Raw genomic sequence first — 19012 nt, 5'->3', positions numbered from 1 at the left:
AGGCTCTAGCGACTCTACCGTTTCGACAATGAGCAGATTTTCGACAACCGGTTCTGGTTGAGAAGGCTCTAGCGACTCTACCGTTTCGACAATGAGCAGATTTTCGACAACCGGTTCTGGTTGAGAAGGCTCTAGCGACTCTACCGTTTCGACAATGAGCAAATTTTCGACAACCGGTTCTGGTTGAGGATGTTCGATAGATTCTTGTCTTTCTACATTTTCCAGAAAATCTGCCACTGGCTGCATTTCTGGTTCTAAATCGCTTATTTCCTCTGGTGTTTCTGTAATTGGTTCGGATTCTGGTTGAGAATAGTCGATCGACTCTTGTATTGCGACAACTGGTTCGGATTCTGGTTGAGAATAGTCGATCGACTCTACGGTTTCTGAAACTTGCCGATTTTCGACAACTGGTTCGGATTCTGGTTGAGAATAGTCGATCGACTCTACGGTTTCTGAAACTTGCCGATTTTCGACAACTGGTTCGGATTCTGGTTGAGAATAGTCGATCGACTCTACGGTTTCTACAACTGGTTCGGATTCTGGTTGAGAAAGTGCGATCGACTCTTCTGTTTCTACAACTTCTATATTTTCGGCAACGGGTGCTGGTGGAGAAGGTTCTATAGGGAGTATCTCACTTTTGTAAAAAATGTTTTTTACAAAAGTGAGCATTCTGCTTGCTTGTTTAGATATCTGTAGCGAGTAAGATGCTCGGGTTCCTGTGACACCCAAACTGAGATGCTTCCCTTCTCTCAACTCTACGGTTTCTGCAACTGGTTCTGATTCTGGTTGAGGATCTTCTCTCAACTCTACGGTTTCTGCAACTGGTTCTAATTCGGGTGGAGAAAGTTCTATCGGCTGTACGGTTTCTGCAACTGGTTCCGATGCTGAATGAGAATCATAAAGCAACTCTTCAGTTTCTGCAACTGGTTCCGATGCTGAATGAGAATCATAGAGAGATTCTGGTTTATCTGAAACTGGCAGATTGTCTGCAATCGGTTGTAATTCCGATTGATGAGAATCCGCAATCGGTTGTAATTCCGATTGATGAGAATCCGCGATCGGTTGTAATTCCGATTGATGAGAATCCGCAATCGGTTGTAATTCCGATTGATGAGAATCCGCAATCGGTTGCGATTCCAATTGATGAGAATCCGCGATCGATTGTGATTGCAATTGATGAGAATCCGCGATCGATTGTGATTGCAATTGATGAGAATCCGCGATCGAATCTTGAATTTCTGTGGCTTCTTGCAGATTTCGATCGACCTCCGGTTCGCTGTGAACCAGATTTTCTTCCGGTTTCTTTTCAGCCGCTGTCAGCCTTAAAAACACATCTTCCAAAGTAGCGCGAGAGCGGCGCATTTCGCAGAGCCCAAATCCAGAGTCGATGATAGCTGTGGCAATTTGTCGTCCGGGTTCTCTTTCCTGTTCGCACAAGGCCCGCAGGCGGTAGCGATTAACTAAAAATTGCTGGCTTGGAATCAATTCGATCGATCGAACTCCCGGCAAATTTTCCAAAGAAGGCAACAGCAGACTGTTTACCAATTCCGCCTCGCCTTCAACTTCGAGTTCGTAACCCTCTCCCACTGCCAACTCTCCCATCAAATTTTCGGGACTACCTGCTGCGACGATTTTACCGCGATTGATGATGGTAACGCGGTTACAAGTCATGCTGACTTCCGGCAGAATGTGCGTGGAAAGGATGATTGTGTGCTGGCCGCCAAGGCTTTTGATTAAATTGCGGACTTCGATAATTTGTCGCGGGTCGAGGCCGACGGTTGGTTCATCTAAGATAATAACTGGTGGATCGTGGACGATCGCCTGCGCGATACCGACGCGCTGACGAAATCCTTTAGAAAGTTTGCGGATTAAAACTTTGCGTTTATCAACCAGGCCGCAGCGTTCGATCGCGGATGTGATTCGTTGCGCGCGATCGCCTGCAGGTACTTGCTTAATCCGCGCCACAAAAAACAGAAACCCTTCCACAGTCATTTCTGGATAAAGCGGCGGGTTTTCCGGCAGATAGCCGATGCGCTGTCTGACGGCCATCGAGTTTTCGTGAACATCGAGGCCGGCGATGCGGGCAGTACCGCTGGATGCGGGCAAATATCCCGCCAAAATCCGCATGGTTGTGGTTTTCCCCGCGCCGTTTGGCCCCAAAAAACCCAGAATTTCTCCTGATTCGACCGAAAAAGACACGTCCGCGATCGCTGCGGTCGAACCGTAAGTTTTGCTTAAGTGTTCTACTTCAATCATTTGTCAGAAGTCACGCGATTTTAGGTTTTAGATTTTAGATTTACTTTGCCAACCACAGGCAGGACGCCTGTTCCACGAAGTGGAGAGTCCCGCCCGATCGGCGGGTCGATCGAAATTTATGGCGAAATTTTTAATTTGATTTTGTCTTCCAGTGTAGTCTGGCAAGAACTAAATCTATCATAAGTGTCGATCGGACTTTGAAGCAAAATGCTAGCTAGTAGGGTGCGGCGCGCGGAAATGATTAGCCGATGTGCATCGAATCGCTACCACCTGACGCACCCTACCAGTAGAGTCCGTGCCTAACCGAACCCTCAACTAGCTGCCTTCGCTACAGACGCGGGGCTGTTTCTAGGTTGATATCGGCATTAAAAACAATCACAAATTGAGCATTGGGGATTAACTGCCGGATAATCCGCAGATAGCCGTCAGCATCGGAATGCCTGAAGAAATGGGCTACAGTGATTCGCTGCATATTGGGAAGCAGGCGAACAACCAACCACTTGTTGAGGCGGTCTTTATAAGGCATAATTAAGCTTGTCTCCATTTAGTATTGGAGCCAAAGCCAGTTCAATGCTTGTCGAGGGCGCGGACTGGCTTTTGACTTGTTTCAGGCTTTGCACACAAATTTCCTAATTCTATATAAGGCTAGAGAAATTAGGTTATTTATAAGCATTATTTCTACCAACTTTTTTATATCGAGTCAATAGTTATTTACAAAAATTGTTTAAAAAAATTAACTAAATATAGTCAATTGACTGTAGATATTCAGTTGACTATATACAGTCAACTGAATACATATAGTCAACTGAATGAGGGATAGATAATGACGCTGGGGCAAAAGCTAAGAATACGACGCGAAAGTTTAAATTTAACTCGCATACAAGTGGCAAGAGCGTGTAAAGTTGTGCAGTCAACGGTCATCAACTGGGAAACTGAGAGACACGTCCCCAAGCTATACCCAGCACAGATGAAAGCCCTGTGCGACTTATTGAAATTCTCGATCGAAGATTTAGTAGTTTAGCTTCGGGAATTAAGATAAAGTAGGTTGGACAATCGCGCTTTTTTGCAGAGAGGGCGATCGCTTTCTATTTGGATTACTGCTGCTGAAATTGAGCCAACAACCAAGCCCCTACCTGTGCTTGATCTTCAGTGCGACTCCGCCGCAAAGCCTCTTCCAAGACATCAATAGTTAATCCCGGCAAAACTTCAGATTTAACAATCCGCCGACTGCCATTATCAGCAATAATAGCAAAGGCAAGAATTTCGGATTTCTGTACGTCTACTACCCAATATTCAGCGACTTTTAGTTCTTCGTAAAGCAACCGTTTTTCACCGATATCATCAGCCAAAGTTGAGTCAGCAACTTCTATGACCAAATCTGGCGGTGGGGTAACGTCAAGACTTGCGATCGAAGTTCCTTTAGGTGCTAATTGCGCTCTTTCTCCAATGTAGTAAGATAGGTCTGGCTGACACTCTCGTACTCCTGTTTTCCGGTAGCTACATTTATTGAATCCGTTAACAGCAATACCCTTGATAGTGCAAAATAGGTTAATTGCCAAAAGTGCGATCGCATTATCTCGTGAATGATCTGGCCCTACTGACATAGTTTCAATCCTCATTTGTCCGTTGCGGTAATAGCATTTGGCTTTACTGTAAGCTGGGTCATCTGCCATTGCGATGAACTCTTCCCAAGTTGCTGCTACCCAGATATCAGTTGGCAATTTAGTCTTTAGTCCACTCATTTTTTTATCCAAAATATCTCGATCGTATAACACCACTCAATCAAATGCAAACCCTGTTCTCTCTACTCTTCCTCTGCGCCCTCTGCGCCCTCTGCGGTTAAATCAAAAAAATCTCAACTCCTTTTCCAAATCTTAATTTCCCCCAACCAACCCGCACTAACAATAGTCTTACCATCTGCGCTAATCGCCACAGCGCTAACATAGCCAGCATGACCGCTCAAATTACCTCTCAAATCGCCCGATCGCACATCCCAAAGTTTCACACTCTTATCCCAACTTCCAGTAACCAGCGTAGTGCCATCCCGACTGAATGCCACCGACCAAACTCCATCGGTATGCCCGCTCAAACGTCGAATTAACTGCCCGTTTCCGACATTCCACAAACCGATTGTACCATTGCTGTTTCCCGCCGCTAAACTCTTGCCGTCGGGAGTAAAAGCTAGGGACAAAACAGCCAAGTTTTTGCCGCTAATCGTGCGAATTGCTTGACTGCTAGCTAAATTCCACAACCTAATTGAACCGTCTTTGCTGCCGCTAGCTAAAGTTTTGCTATCGGGACTGATTGCAACAGCATTCACCAACCCAGAATGCCCGGTCAAAGTCCGCAGCAACTCCCCCGTTTTAGCGTTCCAAATCTTAATCGTTTTGTCCCAACTGCCACTCGCTACAAATTGACCATCAGGACTAACGGCAACACTCGAAACAGCCCCAGAATGCCCGCTCAAAGTGCGTATAACCGCGCCTGTTTCTAAATTCCAAATTTTTACAGTTTTGTCGTCGCTGCCGCTAGCTAACACTTTTCCGTCCGCACTCGCAGCCAGTGCATTTACCGATTCCGTGTGTCCTTGTAGCGTAGTTTTTAATTGCCCGCTGGGAAAATTCCAAACTGAGATTGTACCGTTGCTATTTCCTGTGGTAAAATAAGCGGAAGCAAGAGTAAGGGAACTCACAACTTCCGAAGATCCTTTGAGGCTATTTGTGGCGACAAAGGCGATCGCGCTTCCAGACTTCCGAGGCGCATTATTCACAGGAGTTTTCGGGTTTGTGGCTGTTGGCGATTGGGGAAGTGCAGGCAGCGAAACAGTCGATCGCCATTTCATGAAAGTATTGATTTCTATCCCCGCCGCCACGATTTTATCGGAATTTTCCTCTAACCTAACAATGCCGTTAATTGCCACAACTCGCCCCGCGTCGTCGAGCACTGGCCCGCCGCTCATGCCCGCTCTCACTAAGTTGTTGTATACCAAAGTATAACCGTTCCAGGGAGTCTGACGGCCGGTAAGCTGACCTTCGGTGGCGATGAAAATCGGCTGTCTCAGGGAACCGCCGGATGTCGGCCAGCCGGCTACATAGGCATTTTTTCCGGGAGTTGCTGCGGAATTGGCTAATTGAGCCAGGGGGTAGCTTTGAGCGCTGCTGAAAGGGACGATCGCTAAATCAGCACCGGGCATTCGCCGGATGAGATTGTATGATACAGAGTGAGCTTTGCCGTCGGGAGTTACAACTTCGTAATCGCCTGCTTTATCGACTACGTGCCAGTTGGTAAGAATATAGTATGTGCTACCTTGTTTCTCTAAAATTACTCCTGAACCGCCTTTTGGCCCTTGGATGCGAACGGTAATTTGTTTGGCGACGGTTTTTACTGCGTCGGCGGTTAAGGCTAGGGCGATTTGAGGTGATGTGAGTGGAATAAGGGCGATCGAACTTAGGGCGATCGTAGCACTCAAAATAGCCGGAATTGTTCTGCTGTAATTCATTATTGTGTCAATTTAACATACCAACATATCAACCGACGGATAACTTTTCCGGTTTGTGGCATATTTACGGTTGAAAACGCCAAAACGCCTGCGCGATCGAACTTTCGACATTCGCACAAGCCTAAAAATATTTGACACAGCCCTCTGGCTAGCAGAAAAATTTAGAATCGGGAACCGCACCTAGCCTCAACAATAGCAACTGGCTGATCTCTATTCTTTTCTCGGCAAATCAGAATTTGAGCCAAACGCTGCTCGGAAAAATACCCATTAGCCATCCAGCCGATGGGTGCGCCTGCGATCGCGCCGACTGCTAAACCAGTGATCAGGCTCCAAACAAGATGCTTTCTGGCGATCGGGTTTTGTTGCATAAAAATTTATCCTAAAGACTTAGCCTTAGAAAAAATACCACAAATAAAATTTACTTTCTTCCTCCTATTTACTTATTTCCTAAGTAGTAACCCATGATTAAGTATCATGTTCTTCACAGTCCGCTTAACACAATCCCAGGCAACAGCAAAAGGTGCGTCAGGATTGATGATTTTTTACCAGATTGTTAGCTTCGCGCTGACGCACCCTACGCACAAGTATTAGTAGAATGCGTCACTTGACAAAACCCAACGCTTCGGTTATTATGCAATTAGGGCTTATGCCACAATCCAAAAAATAGGGGCAACAAGGGGGGCGATTGCTCCTACTACAGGCAGGCTGTGCATAAGTCCTGCAAACCCTCACGTTGGAGAACAGCGTCTGATGCCCAAAGTTCTTGAAGACCGCCAGAACAATCTATTTGTGTATATTTATACTAACGACCATATTCCAGCTCACGTCCACATCTTCAAAGGTAGAAAAAATGATAAGAACCAGATGGAAATCAAAATTAATATTGGCACTGAAAAACAAGCTCCTAGCTTCGTTTACGCACACGATCGAATAAAGGAGAAAGATATAGTGATCGCTCTTAGATTAGTAGCCGATAATCAAGAAATGTTGTTAACCAAATGGCAAGAAATACATCAATGACTATGGAAAAAATAAAATTTATTTACCAATCTCAAGCTACTGTAAAACCAGTAGTTCCGCCTTAAGTTTATGAGAGATTCTGTCTTTCGTTACCGGAAAGACAGAATCCATCTGGGAGAAGAGTTGGAAAATGTTTAATGTCGCAAGTGACAAAAGAGGAATAAATGGCATTTAAGAACTGGGACAAAGAGTTAACCGAGGAAAATCTCCGAGAGCAAATAACCAAAGCCAAAGAAGCATGGAAACAAGCCGAGGCTACAGAACCCCGCGCCGAATCCGTGTATTACAATCAGTCTGAAGATTTAATTACGATCAAACTGAAAAACGGCGCTATTTTTTGTTTTCCTCCAAAACTGGCACAAGGCTTAGAAGGTGCTTCACCAGAACAGCTTGCTGATGTTTGGCTGCCTCCTTCTGGCAGCAGCGTACACTGGGAAAGCTTAGATGTTGATTTTGGCATTCCCGAACTTGTAACAGGTATTTTTGGCACAAAATCTTGGATGGCTGAATTAGGTAGGAAGGGAGGACAGGCAATTTCAAGCTCTAAATCCGCAGCAGCACGGAAAAATGGCAAGAAAGGCGGACGACCTAAAAAGAATATTTCTGTTAATTATTGAAATCCTTTTGAGCTATCAGCAGATGCCACCTAATGAAATCCCCGAATTCTCCAAGAATTCGGGGATTTCGCATTCAATTTTATGCTAAATCAAACAGCAAAAATTCAGCATCTGCCGTAGCTTGAACAACCAACTCAGACTCATCGCTAACCGCCGCAGCGTCGCCATTTTTCAAAGTCAAACCGTTGAGTACAACTGAACCGCGAGCCACTTGCACCCAAGCATGGCGATTCGGCTGCAAAGCATGAGAAACCCGCGAGTCTTTATCCAAAACAGCCGCATACAAATCAACATCTTGATGCACTTTCACAGCACCATCTCTCGCATCTCGCGCCGCCACTAAGCGCAGTTTTCCGTGCCTTTCTGCTACGGAAAAATCCCGTTGTTCGTAACTCGGTTGCAAGCCATTTGTATCCGGTAACAGCCAGATTTGTAGCAAATGAACCGGGTCAGTTTGCGAGTGATTGAACTCGCTGTGCTGGATACCCGTACCAGCACTCATCCGCTGCACTTCACCGGGTTTAATCGTTGCACCAGTACCCAAAGAATCTTTGTGTTCTAATGCTCCTTCTAATACATAAGTAATGATTTCCATGTCGCTGTGCCCGTGAGTGCCGAAACCTCTGCCGGGGCTAACAACATCCTCATTAATTACCCGCAAAGAGCGAAAATTCATATAATTTGGATCGTAATAGCCAGCAAAAGAAAATGTGTGGTAACTGTCCAGCCAACCGTGATTAGCGTGTCCTCTTGCTTCACTTTTTCTGACGGTAATCATTTTCTCAATCCTCAGTGAAATTTATCGGGTATTTCTTTGATGTTTTTATTTTAAACCGAGTCAAGCTATTATGGATAGTACGCACTTTTCAGTGCGGTACTTACCAAAAAGATACTATGCAAGTCCAAGAAGTAAAGGTCGATCGAGCAAATTGCCCTGTAGAACGCACTCTAGAGGTGATTGGCGGGCGCTGGAAAGTCTTGATTCTGCGGGAGTTGTTTCAAGGAGTGAAGCGCTTTAACGAGCTGCAACGAGCTGTCAACGGCATTACTCAGAAGATGCTGACGCAGCAACTGCGCGAAATGGAGTCAGACGCGATCGTACACAGGGAAATTTACCTGCAAGTTCCGCCGAAAGTTGAATATTCGCTAACGCCTTTGGGCGAAAGTCTCAAACCGATTATTAATGCCATGCACGAATGGGGAATTCAGCATATTAGCGAAGATGGAAAATGAGCGGTTTCTAGATGGTTTTTTCCGTCTTCCGACAGATTTCAATTTTTCAACCTAGTTCAACAATAATAATATGAACAAAATAGAGCGTCTCGCCACCCTCAACCGCATCCGCAAACTCAGCCGCCTGATGGATACTGCCATTGGCATCCCCGGCACTAAATTTCGCATTGGTTTAGACCCCATTATCGGTTTAGTTCCGGGTGCTGGGGATATCGTAGATACCGCGTTTTCCGCATACTTAATTTACTTAGCAACTCAATTCAACATCCCCCAAAAAACTTTAGGGAAAATGATTTACAATATCGGTCTAGAAGCCGTGGTTGGTTCAGTACCTTTAGTAGGAGATATCTTCGATGCTTTTTATAAATCCAACATGAGAAATCTGGCGCTTTTAGAAGCACACATCGAAGAAGTTGAACCGGAACTAGCCGCAGTTGCAGAACCTATTCCTGAACCTATTAAACTGTAGGTTTGTAGTGAGGACTTTAGTCCTTAGATTTTCAGAAGGACTAAAGTCATCACTACAAATCCTTTTAAATATTATGGGAAAGCTCGCCCCTACAAAAATCCACGAAAGCATTAACATCTTCTTCTTTAGTATTAAAAGCTGTTACCAGTCTGACAGTAGATTTATCCCATCGATAAAATTGAAAACCGTGATTCAAAGCTGCTGCAATCAGGGATTCTGGAAGCAGCATAAAAATTTCGTTTGCTTCGACTGGATGACAAAACTTAACTCCGTCAACTCCTGCCAAACCTTGCGCTAACTTAGCTGCCATATTATTTGCATGAGCCGCATTCTTCAGCCACAAATCATCCGTTATATACGCTTCCAACTGCGCCGACAAAAACCGCATTTTCGATAAAAGATGCCCGCTGCGCTTGCGGTAAAAAGGGAAAGTCTTTGCTAATTCTTGATTAAAAAACACCACAGCTTCTGCAGCCATCGCGCCGTTTTTGGTCGCTCCAAACGATAGAATATCTACACCAGCGCGCCAAGTTACATCCGCCGGAGAACAGCCAAGACTGGCGACAGCATTGGCAAAGCGAGCTCCATCCATGTGCAGGTGCAAATTGCGATCGCGAACCACTTCCGAAATGTGGGAAATTTCCGCTGGATTGTAGACTGTGCCGGCTTCCGTTGCTTGAGTGATGCTGACGGCTGCGGGCTGTACGTGGTGGACGACACCTGCACCAGCGCGATCGAGCATTTTTCCTAAAGTCTCTGCCTCTATTTTACCATGATTTCCTGTTACTGTTACTAACTTTGCACCGCCTGTAAAAAACTCCGGCGCGCCGCATTCATCTAGATTAATATGAGATTCCGCGTGACAGTAAACAGCCCCGTAAGGAGGAGTCACAACCGCAAGGGCCAGAGAATTAGCAGCAGAACCTGTTGCTACAGGAAAAACTGTCACCGATGTCTCAAACAAGTCCGAAAATTTAACTTGCAAACGCTGTGTATATTCATCATCTCCGTAAGACTTCACAGCACCGGAATTAGCCGCTGCAATCGCAGCCATAATCTCCGGCGAAACCCCGGTTGCATTGTCGCTACAAAAATTCATTAGAATAATTGGTAAATAGAATCTATAATATAACTCAACACTCAACGGTCAACACTCAAGCATTAAACCAAGAGGCAGAATTATGGCAGAATACCGCCAAATAGAATACCGCATCGGCAAAGACGGCAAAATTACCGAAACCGTCCTCAACGCCACCGGTTCGAGTTGCACCGAAACCACCGCCGGAATTGAAAAAGCCCTCGGAAAAGTAGAATCTCAAGACTTGCTGCCAGAATACTACGAAGGCGAAGAAAATTTGAGCGTGGAACAAACGCAGACTTTAAAACAAGTTTAGAAGAGTTAAAGATGTTTGAGATCCTCGGTGCAACAGTTGATGTAACAACACTGCCTGCCTTCAGCTTCGCGCTGGCTATCGGGGGCATTTTTCTAATTTTAGTCTACCTTTATGCTGCATCTGAGGCGGGAGATGCGATCGAGTTTAAGTACGATACAATTCTGCGGGAACGCATGAATCAGCTAGACATTCTCGATTGGCAAGACTTAGGCGAAAAAGCAGGCTTAAGTCGCTTTGGGGTGCGCTTAGTGCGGCAGGGAGATGTGGGAAAACTCACGCTAGACCAACTGAGGCGGCTGGCAACAGTGTTGAATTTGAATTTCCAAGAGTTCGATCGCACTTTGAACGCGCTGCCAATATCGGCTACAATCACAACTAATCCCACCGAAATAGAAGAATTGAGGCAGCAGTGTTTCCGGCTGCGAGAAGAACTGCAGCAGCAAAAAACTCAACTAACTGCCGATTTTCGCCGCGCTACCTTTGAACAGTTGCAAACTTTGTTAACTAACTATCCCGCCGCCCGCAAAATGGCAGAAGCCAAGCCAGATATGCCCGCCAAAAATCTCTCAGCTTTGTTTACTCCCTTAGAAAATCTCTTGTTAAGCTGGGATTTTGAAACAATCGGTTCTGCCTGGGAACAAGTGACTTACAATCCGCAGTTGCACCAGCCGGATGTTGAGGATATAACAGAAGGAGAATTAGTTTATATTCGGTTTGTCGGTTATCGGGATGGAGAGCAAATTCTTGCTCCTGCTAAAGTTAGTCGCACCCTTCCAGCGGGAATAAAAAATTAAATTTAAAATCTAAAATCAACATGACTACAGTTGCAATTGACTTCGGCACCAGCAACACAGTTGTCTGCATTCTCAATCCGGATACGCAAACACCAGAAACTTTGAGATTAGGCGAGATATCCCGCATTTTCAAAACGCACAAACCGAGTGAAGATGTCCGAGAAATACCTGTAGTACCGACTTTAGTCTTTGTGAAAAGTGCGGGTGAGTTAATATTGGGAGAAAAAGTGCGATCGCAGCGTTTGGGACAATCCCAGCCCGACCGCTTTTTCAAAGCTTTTAAACGCAATTTAGCTGCCGACTTTCAGCCCCCACCCCGCAATCTTGATGGAAAAACCTACACATCAGAATCAGTAGCAGAACAGTTTATCACAACTATTTGGAAACAATTATATTTACAAAATATACAGCCAGACAAAGTAATTTTTACAGTCCCCGTTGGAGCATTTGAGCGATATCTAGATTGGTTTCGTGACTTAGGAGAAAATTTAGGAGTTGTGGAAGTTCAGGTAATAGATGAATCCACAGCCGCCGCCCTGGGATATGCAGTAAAACGCCCCGGTTCTCTAGTTTTAGTAGTTGATTTTGGCGGCGGAACTTTAGATTTAAGTTTAGTTCGTACTGCCCCTTCTTCCTCAGTCAAAAATAGCCAATCTCCAAGTCCAAATTTAATGCGTGCCGAAGTGTTGGCAAAATCCGATGCTTATGTCGGCGGCGAAGATATTGACATCTGGATTGTCGAAGATTATTTGCGGCAAATTGGTTCGTCGCGGGCAGAAGTTGGCGGGGTGGGCTGGCCAAATTTATTAGAAATAGCGGAAAAGTTAAAAATTCAAATTTCTCAAGTTAATGAGGCGAAGGAAAGTTGGTTTGACGATGAAAATTTTATGTCTTACGACTTGCAGCTAAACCGAGAGAAACTTGAGGAAATTCTGGAATCTAGGCAGTTGTTAGAACAGTTGCGGCAAGCTTTAGATGAAGTGCTGAGCATTGCACTGGGAAAAGGTATCGGCAAAGCAGATATCGAACAGGTTTTGCTGGTAGGAGGAACTTCTCTAATTCCGGCTGTATCTAATTTAGTGGTTTCGTATTTTGGGCGGTCAAAAGTCCAAACAGACAAGCCTTTTGAAGCAGTGGCGCACGGTGCTTTAGGGTTGACACAATTAGCGAGTGTTGACGATTATTTGCGCCACAGCTATGCAATTCGCCTCTGGGAACCTTACGCTAAAGCTTATGTTTATTCGCCGATATTTAGCAAGGAACTGAAGTATCCCTGTGAAAGTTCCGAAGAGTTGACGCTGCAAGTGGCAATTGAAGGGCAAAGGGAAATTCGGTTAGATATTGGGGAAGTTGCGGAGGTATTGCAAGCGGAGGTTATTTTTAACGAAAAAGGGCAAATGACGAGCAGTTTGCTCAACAAACAGACGGATTTTCGCTCTCTGGAAAGCCACCATCAGGAGGTTTGTGTGGCCCATTTGAGTCCGCCGGGGGTGTTGGGAATCGATCGGGTTTCGGTGAGTTTTGAGGTGGACGAAAGGCGAGTTTTGTTGGCGACGGTGCGGGATTTGGTGACTGGTGAGGTGTTGGTGGCTAAAGGGGCGATCGCCAAACTGCAATAATGGTAAAATTTTTAGATAAGATTCGGCGATTGAAATCGCTGCTAGACAAACAAAGATAAAACTCGGCGATTTAAATCGCTTCTACACAAACGAAGTCCGCCGACGCGGACTGAAGAATATCGATTTAAATCAATTTTATACTGCCATGAAGAAGCAACAAAATAAATTCAGCCACCTGACGGCAATCGAAAGAATTTACCTGTCATTTCCGACCAAAATTTTATTGGAGAAAAACTTGCTGCAAGGGCAAATCTTAGACTTTGGGTGCGGCTTCGGCAGCGATGTTAAACTGTTGCAGCAAAAAGGTTTTGATATTGCGGGTTATGACTCTTATTATTTCCCAGAATTCCCCGAACAGAAATTCGACACAATCATTTGCTTTTATGTTTTAAATGTTTTGTTTCCCGAAGAACAAGCTAATGTCCTCATGGAAGTGTCGCATTTGTTGAAACCGGGAGGCAAAGCGTATTTTGCAGTGAGAAGGGATATCAAAAAAGAAGGCTTTCGAGAACATTACGTGCACAAAAAACCTACATATCAGTGCATTGTCAAACTTCCGTTTAAGTCAAGTCACCTAGATGAGTCTTGCGAAATCTACGAATACGTGCATTACAATCATCAAAGAAATTCAACTAATAACTGCATATTCTGCAATCCGTACAAAAACCTAACTTTACTAACTGAATCAGCCACAGCTTATGCAATCTTTGACGGTTATCCCGCCAGCAAAGGTCATGTTTTAATTATTCCCAAGCGTCACGTTGCCAATTATTTTGAACTACCGTTTAGAGAACAATCGGCTTGCTGGTTTATGGCTAATAAGGTGCAAGAAATGTTAAGTCAAGAGTTTCATCCTGATGGTTTTAATGTGGGAATCAATATTAATAAAGATGCGGGTCAAAGTCGCACTCACGCGGCTATTCATGTTATCCCCCGTTACAAGGGCGATGCGGCTGGGAATAAAGGCGGAATTAGGTATGTGATTCCCAAGAGTGAAAAATAAAAGTTAGCCAATTGTGAAAGAAATTCTTTTTTACCGCAGAGGCGCAGAGAACACAGAGGAAGAGAGAAGAGAGGAATTTATAATTTTTGTAAGGATTGTTATATTTGAGCAAACGGCGAGCAAAATAGAGTTAAAATGTGTTTGCAAGGTCTAAAAGTACACATTAGCAGCAATTTGGTGTTCTGTTTATGTCTAAGCGCAAAAAGCAAGAATGGCTCAAGGAAACTCTAGATCTCAAAGAAGACCACAATTGGAAATCAAAGCCGGGAACTCGAATTTTTGTAGCAGGAAGAGGTGCAGTTCGCTTTGATGTGCCGGAAGATTGGCATTTTGAACCGGATACTAATTCGTTCCGGTTTACGGATAAAAAGCCGCCGGATGATGATTGTCGTTTGGAGGTTTCGTTTAATTTGTTACCTCCTAACAATTGGGCTGATTTTCCGCTGGTGCCACTATTACAGAAAATAGTTGAAGATGATACCAGAAATCCGATCGCTCCTGGGGACATTATCCAATTGAAGCGGCAAACTGCCCGCATTGTTTGGACTGAATTTAAGTTTATCGACCCTCCAGAACAGCGGGAAGCTTATTCGCGAATCTGTATTGGATTGGGTTCTAATGTTCAGTGTTTGATTACTTTTGATTACTGGGTTGATGATGCTGAACGTTTGACTCCTGTCTGGGATACGGTGATGGATTCGTTAGTTCTGGGTTTGTTTATTAGCGACCCTCGAACGGGGTTCGCACGTCCAGACTAGACCGATTTTCTGGGAAACTTTCAACAACTAATTTTGCTAAGTGTTGAATTGGCAAGCTACCGGCTAGTAAATTTAGAACCTACATTAAACTTTACAACCGCTTTGCCATGAAAATATCTGGCTTGCCAATTCCGTTGGCGTCGGGCATCACTCCCACGATCGCAAAACCCATTTTTTGATAAAATTCGTAGGGATGACCGCGCAAATTTCTAATTTTGGCGATGTGTTCCCAAACGTTAGGATAAAGATTGATGCCTGAAAGAGTGGTTTGATTGTCTTCGTCGTCGGTACCCACCCACAGCACTAGCCCTCCCCGGTTTTTAGCTTCTGCTGCCAAATCAGCTACGAGCGATCGACCAATTCCTTGTCCGCGAAATTCTGTTCCCACTACCAGCGGGTGCAGTTCCCAAACATTACCGTCATACTGTTTAATCCCGCCAATCCATCCCAAAACTTGATTGCTGTCGCCGACAGCAATTCGACTGATGCGATCGGCTCCCAATGATTCTTGCACTTCTTGCAAAGCAGAATTTAGATCGGGCCAAGCCTCGGGCCAATGCTCTTTAAAACCTTCAACTATTAATCTAGCTACCTGTTGAATTTTTGGCTCGTCGCCAGCACGCAAATCTGGAATTTGTACGTTCATGATTTTACATACTAAATCAAGGATTACGGACTAATACGCTCACAAACCGGATTTTATAACCGGGGTAAACAGCAAACACGAAGTCAGGACTCACGAGGGCAACATTCGCTACAGCTTGCCCGCCAGCTTTCATATTTCAGTCTAGGCTAATTTTGCCATAAAATCGAATTTTGCTATTTGGTAAGGGCGATCGAGCTTCTGTGGATATAGTTGGCGATCGCTAGTTTGCTAAATTTGAGTCGGTCGGCTAATCCTGTGTAAATGCTATAATTATTAACCAGTTGTGCTTAGGGAGACTACGGAAATGCAGCTCGCACCATTTGAAAAAAAGATGTGGAAGAGTTCGCCAGCAAACACACCCAATAAAATGTCAGAGCGATGGACAAATCAGCACTACCACTTCCAAGAAACATCCATAATTACCGAGATTGATCGTGAAAAACTTCCCCGCCTTGTCGAATCATTAAAGATGTCGGGTTATATAGAAATGCGGTCATTTTACCAAAGGAGGGCGCGTTGGGATGCCACGATGAAATCGAGATTGATTGAGTCATTTATTCTCAATATTCCCGTACCTTCAATAATTTTGTATAAACAAGATTTCCAACCTCATGAAGTCTTGGACGGTCAGCAACGAATATTCGCTATTCAGGAGTTTTATGAAAACAAACTCAAACTGACAGGGCTGGAAATTTTACCGGAATTAAACGGACATACCTACAACAGACTTCCTCTAAAAATTAGAGCTAATCTCGATCGCCGTTCCATATCATCGATCGTTATTCTTGCCGAACCAACCTCGAATCCGGAAGCGGACAAGTTCCTTAAGCAAAAAACTTTTGAACGTCTAAATGCTGCACGATTAAACTTCAGCCATCAGGAAATGAGAAATATTTTATATCCTGGCAAGTTCAATGAACTGTTGCTAAAATTAGCGCGCAATCCAATATTTGCTGAAGCTTGGGGAATTCCGACAGACGATAACAGCCGAGACTTAGAGAAGAACAGTATTTATGAAAAAATGGAAGATGCTGAATTAGTTTTGCGTTTTTTTGCCCTAAGGAATATAGAACATTATCAAATGGAAATGCCAGAGTTTTTAGATTTGTATATGATGAAAAGTTTAAATTTTTCCATGCACGATATTATTTTTTTGGAAGATACTTTTATAGAAACTATTTCATTAGCCTATCGAGTTTACGGACAGCATTTATTTAAACCATTCGATCCTCAATCTCAAACTTGGTCTGAACAATCCAATCGATTCTATTATGATGCGACTATGCTTGGTTTTAACAAGCATTTACTTGATGCCTATCAATTGATGTCTGGAAGAGATCGCGTTATTGAAGCAACAAAAAACCTCTTTAACCAACCGAAAGCTCGTTTTTTGACAGGAGGTGGAACAAGTAAAGCAGAGATTCAGGAGCGGCTCGGAATATTTGACGAAATGCTTTCGCAAGTTATCGGAGAATAACTTGCGATGTTTGAGGAGCTGATCGAGAAAGCTAGTGCCAAAATTTCAACTGTTCGTGCGATAATCAAGACTAACCATCGACTTAGAAAAATCGTATTTCGAGACAGTTTAAATAAACAGAAGTTGGCAGAAGATCATGAATTTGCCGCATTAATAGAGGTAATTCCTAGCCAAAAAGAGTGGGAAATTTACGATCGCTCTGCTGTTGTAACCCGATTGTATGCTATTTACGAGCGCTTCGTTGAGGATTTAATTTCGGATTGGCTGCGACGGATGCCCGATTTGGTTCCACGTTATTCAGATTTGGGAGAAAAAATCCAAAATACCCATCGAGAGGGTATAGGCCGTTTATTGATTGACATCAAAAAGAATAGGTTTCAACACCTTTCAGTTGAGAAAGTAGTGCAAGGATTATCCTGTGGAATTACTGACACTGGAAAATACGAACTACTTCCTGATGCTTTCTTATTGCACGAAGGAAATTTACGGAAGGAAGTGCTAGAAACTGTTTTGAAAAATGCTGGGATTAAGGAGCCATGGAAATGGATAATTAACCACAAACAAATTAAATATTTTGTAGAGGAAGTTCGCGGCAGTCAAAACACGGCTGAAGGAGAACTCAAACAACTGGTTGACTATCGAAATAAAGCAGCACACGGCTCTACAGATGAGATTTTGGGGACTCAAGAACTGTTGGACTTAGGTGATTTTGTGGAGGCTTTATGTAAATCCCTCGCTGATTTAGTCACCTACAATATAATTTTACTCCAGAGCGATCGAGGGCTAGTAAGGGAGATTGGAAAAATTACTGAGTGGTTCAAAAAGCCGCAAGCAGGCGTAGCCAAAGTTCAGGAAGTTACCTTAACTGTAGAAGAACGTGTTTTTCTAGTTTTAGTTAATGATGAATTGTCGTACTGCTACGCTGCTAAAGTTGAGAGCATTCAGCTTAATGATATTTCCCACAATCATGTGGAAATAACCTCGGAAGCCGAAGTAGGGTTAAAGTTCGATCGCGATGCCAGAATTGGATTGACTATTTATGTAACTAGCTCGGATCTAGTTGACTGAATATTGTTAAGCTCTACCGATTTCAACAATGTTTTCACCATTTTACAGCAACTCCAAAGCTTCAGGAAAAGCGCGGGTAAAAATGCGTTGCAAGTCTCTATTGGTAATATTCCCACAGGTTAACCACAGAATTTGTGGCCGGCTTCCTAAACGAATTACTAAATCGATAAAATCTCGATATTTCGTGATAACAACAGTGCCATAACCGTTAGCGCGAGCTGCATTAAATATCTCAATATCCTGAGCGTCTGACAACCCAATATCCTGTAGAGTTACTGCACTCACACCAAATGTAATACTCAACCACTCTGCGAGACTAGGAGGAAGTTGAGCATTTAGCCAGAAAATCATACAGCAATCCTCGGAAAGTCAATTCGGAGTGCAGCAAACAGCAAGCAAGCTTGAATATCTTCAGGTTCTAAATCGGGAAAATCTGCCAGAATTTCACTAGCAGGAACATTATCTGCTAGAGTTTCTAGAATATCGCTAACTCGAATTCTCATGCCTCGGATACAGGGACGGCCTCCACATTTACCCGGAGTTTGAGTAATGCGATCGAGTAAAACAGTTTTGTCTAGCATAAGTCTTACCTAGAGAAAGTCATTATTTTAGGACTTTAAACTGTATCCCCACTACTGGCTTGGGGCATCGCTTCAATCAGTGCCCGAAGCACCTTGTTTACTGCCTCTGGTGTTGAGAAAATCCGGGCAATATCCTCATCCAAAACAACGACTGTCATTTGTTGCTTTCCACTACGATTTGCAAAACGGTTGGGTTTGGCTTTTTTGTAGTCCAAGCGGTACTCTGACAAAAGCTCATCTTCCGAGTTTGAAGATTCATTAAAAGGCGTTTTCTTCATAGTCTTCACGCTCCTTTCTAGTGGCTAGACGGGCACTAATGATACGGATTGTATTTGCACGTTCAGTATAGCTGACTAGCAGCAACTAATTGTTTTGAGAGTGACCGATGATAATTTCACGGCGCTCATTTTGTGAATGTTTTTCATCATCAAAAATTACGGGAAGCGGATTGTAGAAAACTATCTTTGCTTCTTCAAATTTTACACCGTGCTTGTTGAGATTGATAGCTGCTTTGATTTCGTCCCATTCAAATTCCATACCCTGATTGTATGTTTTATATATTTTCGCGCTTTTGCTAT

Annotated in this window: 23 protein-coding genes and 1 pseudogene; 12 read left to right on the top strand and 12 right to left on the bottom strand. The window is 43.9% G+C overall.

Features of this window, described 5'->3' with window-relative positions:
• Nucleotides 1–1224: 1224 nt before the first annotated feature.
• Together QUA44_RS01900 and QUA44_RS01895 are read right to left on the bottom strand one after the other, a co-directional pair.
• A pseudogene (locus tag QUA44_RS01900) lies at nucleotides 1225–2256 on the bottom strand (ABC transporter ATP-binding protein); the annotation flags it as partial.
• 328 nt (nucleotides 2257–2584) lie between these two features.
• Entirely contained in the window at nucleotides 2585–2782 is a 198-nt protein-coding gene (locus tag QUA44_RS01895) for a hypothetical protein (protein ID WP_333247711.1), read from the bottom strand.
• A 297-nt stretch (nucleotides 2783–3079) separates the two neighbouring features.
• Between QUA44_RS01895 and QUA44_RS01890 the strand changes: the two genes are divergently transcribed.
• Complete coding sequence (locus QUA44_RS01890; RefSeq protein ID WP_333247713.1) at nucleotides 3080–3277, top strand: helix-turn-helix transcriptional regulator; 198 nt, start codon at nucleotides 3080–3082, stop codon at nucleotides 3275–3277.
• Between the two features lie 73 nt (nucleotides 3278–3350).
• Here the strand turns inward: QUA44_RS01890 and QUA44_RS01885 are convergent, their stop codons facing one another.
• The 3 genes from QUA44_RS01885 to QUA44_RS01875 all read right to left on the bottom strand — a co-directional run bounded on the left by QUA44_RS01885 (nucleotide 3351) and on the right by QUA44_RS01875 (nucleotide 6123).
• A complete protein-coding gene (locus QUA44_RS01885) occupies nucleotides 3351–3998 on the bottom strand; it encodes a Uma2 family endonuclease (RefSeq protein WP_333247715.1) in 648 nt (215 codons plus the stop codon).
• Nucleotides 3999–4111: 113 nt separating this feature from the next.
• Complete coding sequence (locus tag QUA44_RS01880; protein ID WP_333247717.1) at nucleotides 4112–5755, bottom strand: WD40 domain-containing protein; 1644 nt, start codon at nucleotides 5753–5755, stop codon at nucleotides 4112–4114.
• A gap of 161 nt (nucleotides 5756–5916) precedes the next feature.
• A complete protein-coding gene (locus QUA44_RS01875; RefSeq protein ID WP_333247719.1) occupies nucleotides 5917–6123 on the bottom strand; it encodes a hypothetical protein in 207 nt (68 codons plus the stop codon).
• Nucleotides 6124–6505: 382 nt separating this feature from the next.
• Between QUA44_RS01875 and QUA44_RS01870 the strand changes: the two genes are divergently transcribed.
• Complete coding sequence (locus QUA44_RS01870) at nucleotides 6506–6775, top strand: DUF4160 domain-containing protein (protein ID WP_333247721.1); 270 nt, start codon at nucleotides 6506–6508, stop codon at nucleotides 6773–6775.
• A 164-nt stretch (nucleotides 6776–6939) separates the two neighbouring features.
• Nucleotides 6940–7392, top strand: coding sequence for a DUF2442 domain-containing protein (locus QUA44_RS01865; RefSeq protein WP_333247722.1), 453 nt, complete (start codon nucleotides 6940–6942; stop codon nucleotides 7390–7392).
• 79 nt (nucleotides 7393–7471) lie between these two features.
• Here the strand turns inward: QUA44_RS01865 and QUA44_RS01860 are convergent, their stop codons facing one another.
• Entirely contained in the window at nucleotides 7472–8170 is a 699-nt protein-coding gene (locus QUA44_RS01860; RefSeq protein ID WP_333247723.1) for a pirin family protein, read from the bottom strand.
• A gap of 116 nt (nucleotides 8171–8286) precedes the next feature.
• Here QUA44_RS01860 and QUA44_RS01855 point away from each other — a divergent pair, with 116 nt between their 5' ends.
• Entirely contained in the window at nucleotides 8287–8625 is a 339-nt protein-coding gene (locus tag QUA44_RS01855; protein ID WP_006633569.1) for a winged helix-turn-helix transcriptional regulator, read from the top strand.
• A 70-nt stretch (nucleotides 8626–8695) separates the two neighbouring features.
• Nucleotides 8696–9094, top strand: a complete 399-nt coding sequence (locus QUA44_RS01850) for a DUF4112 domain-containing protein (protein ID WP_333247725.1) — start codon at nucleotides 8696–8698, stop codon at nucleotides 9092–9094.
• A 64-nt stretch (nucleotides 9095–9158) separates the two neighbouring features.
• On the opposite strand, the gene QUA44_RS01845 is transcribed toward QUA44_RS01850, so the two are convergent.
• Nucleotides 9159–10193 (bottom strand): low specificity L-threonine aldolase, encoded by a 1035-nt coding sequence (locus tag QUA44_RS01845; RefSeq protein ID WP_333247727.1) that lies wholly within the window; start codon nucleotides 10191–10193, stop codon nucleotides 9159–9161.
• 82 nt (nucleotides 10194–10275) lie between these two features.
• Between QUA44_RS01845 and QUA44_RS01840 the strand changes: the two genes are divergently transcribed.
• The 5 genes from QUA44_RS01840 (at nucleotide 10276) to QUA44_RS01820 (ending at nucleotide 14662) form a co-directional block, all read left to right on the top strand.
• Nucleotides 10276–10488, top strand: a complete 213-nt coding sequence (locus tag QUA44_RS01840; RefSeq protein WP_333247728.1) for a DUF2997 domain-containing protein — start codon at nucleotides 10276–10278, stop codon at nucleotides 10486–10488.
• Between the two features lie 11 nt (nucleotides 10489–10499).
• Entirely contained in the window at nucleotides 10500–11282 is a 783-nt protein-coding gene (locus QUA44_RS01835; protein WP_333247730.1) for an XRE family transcriptional regulator, read from the top strand.
• 20 nt (nucleotides 11283–11302) lie between these two features.
• Nucleotides 11303–12901 carry an Hsp70 family protein gene (locus QUA44_RS01830; protein WP_333247732.1) on the top strand — a complete coding sequence of 533 codons (1599 nt, stop codon included), beginning with the start codon at nucleotides 11303–11305 and terminating at the stop codon, nucleotides 12899–12901.
• Between the two features lie 145 nt (nucleotides 12902–13046).
• The gene (locus QUA44_RS01825; protein ID WP_333247734.1) at nucleotides 13047–13904 is read left to right on the top strand and encodes a bifunctional class I SAM-dependent methyltransferase/HIT family protein; all 858 of its coding nucleotides are present in this window, start codon (nucleotides 13047–13049) and stop codon (nucleotides 13902–13904) included.
• A gap of 188 nt (nucleotides 13905–14092) precedes the next feature.
• Entirely contained in the window at nucleotides 14093–14662 is a 570-nt protein-coding gene (locus QUA44_RS01820) for a hypothetical protein (RefSeq protein WP_333247736.1), read from the top strand.
• Nucleotides 14663–14753: 91 nt separating this feature from the next.
• On the opposite strand, the gene QUA44_RS01815 is transcribed toward QUA44_RS01820, so the two are convergent.
• Complete coding sequence (locus QUA44_RS01815) at nucleotides 14754–15308, bottom strand: GNAT family N-acetyltransferase (RefSeq protein ID WP_333247738.1); 555 nt, start codon at nucleotides 15306–15308, stop codon at nucleotides 14754–14756.
• A 304-nt stretch (nucleotides 15309–15612) separates the two neighbouring features.
• Here QUA44_RS01815 and QUA44_RS01810 point away from each other — a divergent pair, with 304 nt between their 5' ends.
• Nucleotides 15613–16785, top strand: a complete 1173-nt coding sequence (locus tag QUA44_RS01810; protein ID WP_333247740.1) for a DUF262 domain-containing protein — start codon at nucleotides 15613–15615, stop codon at nucleotides 16783–16785.
• A 6-nt stretch (nucleotides 16786–16791) separates the two neighbouring features.
• Nucleotides 16792–17853, top strand: a complete 1062-nt coding sequence (locus QUA44_RS01805; RefSeq protein ID WP_333247741.1) for an MAE_28990/MAE_18760 family HEPN-like nuclease — start codon at nucleotides 16792–16794, stop codon at nucleotides 17851–17853.
• Between the two features lie 42 nt (nucleotides 17854–17895).
• Here the strand turns inward: QUA44_RS01805 and QUA44_RS01800 are convergent, their stop codons facing one another.
• The 4 genes from QUA44_RS01800 to QUA44_RS01785 all read right to left on the bottom strand — a co-directional run bounded on the left by QUA44_RS01800 (nucleotide 17896) and on the right by QUA44_RS01785 (nucleotide 18971).
• Entirely contained in the window at nucleotides 17896–18204 is a 309-nt protein-coding gene (locus QUA44_RS01800; protein ID WP_333247744.1) for a DUF5615 family PIN-like protein, read from the bottom strand.
• Nucleotides 18201–18434: a DUF433 domain-containing protein gene (locus QUA44_RS01795; RefSeq protein ID WP_333247746.1), complete on the bottom strand. Its 234-nt coding sequence runs from the start codon at nucleotides 18432–18434 to the stop codon at nucleotides 18201–18203. The genes QUA44_RS01800 and QUA44_RS01795 overlap by 4 nt, the downstream gene beginning before the upstream one ends.
• A gap of 35 nt (nucleotides 18435–18469) precedes the next feature.
• On the bottom strand, nucleotides 18470–18712 hold the full coding sequence (locus QUA44_RS01790) for a hypothetical protein (RefSeq protein WP_333247748.1): 243 nt from the start codon (nucleotides 18710–18712) through the stop codon (nucleotides 18470–18472).
• An 85-nt stretch (nucleotides 18713–18797) separates the two neighbouring features.
• Nucleotides 18798–18971: a BrnT family toxin gene (locus tag QUA44_RS01785; RefSeq protein ID WP_333247750.1), complete on the bottom strand. Its 174-nt coding sequence runs from the start codon at nucleotides 18969–18971 to the stop codon at nucleotides 18798–18800.
• Between the last annotated feature and the right edge of the window lie 41 nt (nucleotides 18972–19012).

This window comes from Microcoleus sp. N9_A2 (genome assembly GCF_036701775.1).
Classification (GTDB): domain Bacteria; phylum Cyanobacteriota; class Cyanobacteriia; order Cyanobacteriales; family Microcoleaceae; genus Microcoleus.
This window is presented reverse-complemented; position numbering and strand designations above follow the sequence as displayed.

What these genes read in the sequence shown, in the direction of transcription:
- QUA44_RS01880 (WP_333247717.1), bottom strand. Translation starts at nt 5,755, where the DNA reads ATGAATTACAGCAGAACAATTCCGGCTATTTTGAGTGCTACGATCGCC.
- QUA44_RS01895 (WP_333247711.1), bottom strand. Translation starts at nt 2,782, where the DNA reads ATGCCTTATAAAGACCGCCTCAACAAGTGGTTGGTTGTTCGCCTGCTT.
- QUA44_RS01785 (WP_333247750.1), bottom strand. Translation starts at nt 18,971, where the DNA reads ATGGAATTTGAATGGGACGAAATCAAAGCAGCTATCAATCTCAACAAG.
- QUA44_RS01825 (WP_333247734.1), top strand. Translation starts at nt 13,047, where the DNA reads ATGAAGAAGCAACAAAATAAATTCAGCCACCTGACGGCAATCGAAAGA.
- QUA44_RS01855 (WP_006633569.1), top strand. Translation starts at nt 8,287, where the DNA reads ATGCAAGTCCAAGAAGTAAAGGTCGATCGAGCAAATTGCCCTGTAGAA.
- QUA44_RS01840 (WP_333247728.1), top strand. Translation starts at nt 10,276, where the DNA reads ATGGCAGAATACCGCCAAATAGAATACCGCATCGGCAAAGACGGCAAA.
- QUA44_RS01850 (WP_333247725.1), top strand. Translation starts at nt 8,696, where the DNA reads ATGAACAAAATAGAGCGTCTCGCCACCCTCAACCGCATCCGCAAACTC.
- QUA44_RS01830 (WP_333247732.1), top strand. Translation starts at nt 11,303, where the DNA reads ATGACTACAGTTGCAATTGACTTCGGCACCAGCAACACAGTTGTCTGC.
- QUA44_RS01815 (WP_333247738.1), bottom strand. Translation starts at nt 15,308, where the DNA reads ATGAACGTACAAATTCCAGATTTGCGTGCTGGCGACGAGCCAAAAATT.
- QUA44_RS01845 (WP_333247727.1), bottom strand. Translation starts at nt 10,193, where the DNA reads ATGAATTTTTGTAGCGACAATGCAACCGGGGTTTCGCCGGAGATTATG.
- QUA44_RS01805 (WP_333247741.1), top strand. Translation starts at nt 16,792, where the DNA reads ATGTTTGAGGAGCTGATCGAGAAAGCTAGTGCCAAAATTTCAACTGTT.
- QUA44_RS01795 (WP_333247746.1), bottom strand. Translation starts at nt 18,434, where the DNA reads ATGCTAGACAAAACTGTTTTACTCGATCGCATTACTCAAACTCCGGGT.
- QUA44_RS01860 (WP_333247723.1), bottom strand. Translation starts at nt 8,170, where the DNA reads ATGATTACCGTCAGAAAAAGTGAAGCAAGAGGACACGCTAATCACGGT.
- QUA44_RS01885 (WP_333247715.1), bottom strand. Translation starts at nt 3,998, where the DNA reads ATGAGTGGACTAAAGACTAAATTGCCAACTGATATCTGGGTAGCAGCA.
- QUA44_RS01790 (WP_333247748.1), bottom strand. Translation starts at nt 18,712, where the DNA reads ATGAAGAAAACGCCTTTTAATGAATCTTCAAACTCGGAAGATGAGCTT.
- QUA44_RS01890 (WP_333247713.1), top strand. Translation starts at nt 3,080, where the DNA reads ATGACGCTGGGGCAAAAGCTAAGAATACGACGCGAAAGTTTAAATTTA.
- QUA44_RS01820 (WP_333247736.1), top strand. Translation starts at nt 14,093, where the DNA reads ATGTCTAAGCGCAAAAAGCAAGAATGGCTCAAGGAAACTCTAGATCTC.
- QUA44_RS01875 (WP_333247719.1), bottom strand. Translation starts at nt 6,123, where the DNA reads ATGCAACAAAACCCGATCGCCAGAAAGCATCTTGTTTGGAGCCTGATC.
- QUA44_RS01800 (WP_333247744.1), bottom strand. Translation starts at nt 18,204, where the DNA reads ATGATTTTCTGGCTAAATGCTCAACTTCCTCCTAGTCTCGCAGAGTGG.
- QUA44_RS01865 (WP_333247722.1), top strand. Translation starts at nt 6,940, where the DNA reads ATGGCATTTAAGAACTGGGACAAAGAGTTAACCGAGGAAAATCTCCGA.
- QUA44_RS01835 (WP_333247730.1), top strand. Translation starts at nt 10,500, where the DNA reads ATGTTTGAGATCCTCGGTGCAACAGTTGATGTAACAACACTGCCTGCC.
- QUA44_RS01870 (WP_333247721.1), top strand. Translation starts at nt 6,506, where the DNA reads ATGCCCAAAGTTCTTGAAGACCGCCAGAACAATCTATTTGTGTATATT.
- QUA44_RS01810 (WP_333247740.1), top strand. Translation starts at nt 15,613, where the DNA reads ATGCAGCTCGCACCATTTGAAAAAAAGATGTGGAAGAGTTCGCCAGCA.